1 protein-coding gene and 1 pseudogene are annotated in these 1,679 nt (G+C 74.5%); both read right to left on the bottom strand.

The features are described 5' to 3' along the window. Positions 1–313: 313 nt before the first annotated feature. Positions 314–1,363 carry a vWA domain-containing protein gene (locus tag FV218_RS22380; RefSeq protein ID WP_147711598.1) on the bottom strand — a complete coding sequence of 350 codons (1,050 nt, stop codon included), beginning with the start codon at positions 1,361–1,363 and terminating at the stop codon, positions 314–316. Further along, positions 1,363–1,679, bottom strand: a pseudogene (locus FV218_RS22375) (nonribosomal peptide synthetase MxaA); the annotation flags it as partial. The pseudogene FV218_RS22375 and the gene FV218_RS22380, both read right to left, overlap by 1 nt.

The following is a 1,679-nucleotide window of genomic DNA, read 5'->3' as shown; positions in this document are numbered from 1 at the left end:
GAGGGCGGGGGCGGTGCGTTCGGTGGGGAAGGCGAGTGCCGTCATCGTCCGGCCTCCGCACCGTCATGCATCCGCGAGATCGCTTTTCGGCAGGGACCAGACGCGTTGGCATGAAACGCGACGGGCCCCCTCTCCTGGAAGGAGAGGGTTGGGGTGAGGTGTGTGGATTCTCCGGAAAGGTCACACACCTCACCCTGTCCCTCTCCTTCCAGGAGAGGGGACCCGTGCCCGATGCGCGATCCGCGGGAGCCGTCACCACCGGGCGGGGCGAGGGGGATGCGCGCCAACGGGGTGGAACGGTGCGAAGCCGGGTTCATGCGGCGATCCTTTCGGATGGAGCCTCGGCCGCCTGCGGAAGGCCCCCCCGTCCCCGCCGCACGTCCGCCTCCGCGAGCTTGCCCGCCACGAGGAGAAGCAGCCCGAGCAGCGCCAGCCCGAAGGCGACCCACGACAGGTCGCGGCGCGGGCGCCGCTCGGTGTAGGGAATGGGGTCGCGCTCCAGGGCCTCGATCTGGCGGATGGCGGCGGCGACGGCCTCGGGGCCCTCCGCCTCGAAGGCCCGGTAGGGCGTGCCGAGGCTCTTGAAGAACAGGTCGAGGTGGCGCTCGGGCGCCGCCTGGGGCGTGTCCTCGCCGGCGGGCTTGTCGGCGATGGCGGGCGAGCCCTTGGTGCGCAGGAACAGCCAGTAGAGGTTGGGCCGGATCCTGGCGAACTCGGCCCGTAGGGTGCCCTGGACGCGCGGATCGATCACCGCCGCGCCGTCGGAGACGATGAGCAGCGCCCGCGAGACGTTGGCGGCCTGGGGTCCGAACTGCGACAGGCCCATGGCGAGGCCGCGCGCCACGTTGGTGTAGTCGAGGCCCGGCCGGTCGATGGCCCGGATGGCGGCGCGCACGGCCTCGTGCCGGTCGGTCATCGGCACCACCAGCATGGGCGCCGTCGAGAAGGCGGTGACGGCGAACTGATCGTGGGCGCGGCTGCCGACGAAGTCGCCGAGCAGGCGGCGGGAGGCGGCGGCCTTCGATTCCTCGGCGCCCGAGGGCTGACGCCCGGCGAAGGTCTCGTTCATGCTGCCCGAGCGGTCGACGAGGATCGAGACCTGGGCGCCGATGCCCGTGCGGGTGACGGTCGCGCCCCGGCGGTACGGGCCGGCGATGCCGACGATGAGGCCCGCCAGCGCCAGGCAACCGGCGATGCGCAGGGCCCAACCGAGCGCCCGCGAGAGCGGATCGGCCGGACCGGCGTCGATGGCGGCCACGGGCACGACGCGCTGGGCCGAAGCCCGGAACGGCAGCAGGGCCAGTGGCAGCAGCCACAGCACCAGGGGCGCATCGACGGTGAATCGCGCGAGGGTGTCGCCCATCACGCCGCCCGCTCGGCCGCGGCCAGGCGCCAGGCCAGGGCTTCGAGATGGGGCCAGGGCAGGGCGGCGCGGGCGGCGGCGGGACCGGGACCGAAGAAGGCGAGGCGCGAGGCGGAGAGCAGGTCGGCCAGACCCGCCGCGTCCGGCCGGTAGGCGGGGTGGCGGGCGAGGAAGCCCGGCAGATCGTCGGCCAGCACCCGGCGCCCGTCGGTGGCGTCGAGGCCGCGATGGAGGGCGCGCAAAGCGTCGCCGTAGGCGGCCTCCGCGTCGGGGGTGCGCGCAAGGCGGCGCAGGCGCGCGAGGGCGGCCCCGAACG

Origin of the sequence: Methylobacterium sp. WL69 (genome assembly GCF_008039485.1) — a bacterium.
In the GTDB taxonomy this organism is placed as follows: Bacteria; Pseudomonadota; Alphaproteobacteria; order Rhizobiales; family Beijerinckiaceae; genus Methylobacterium.
Note: the sequence above shows the minus strand (reverse complement) of the source record. Positions and strands in the feature narration are given on the sequence as shown.

Coding starts and splice junctions, on each gene's coding strand:
- FV218_RS22380 (WP_147711598.1), bottom strand. CDS start 1,363: ATGGGCGACACCCTCGCGCGATTCACCGTCGATGCGCCCCTGGTGCTG.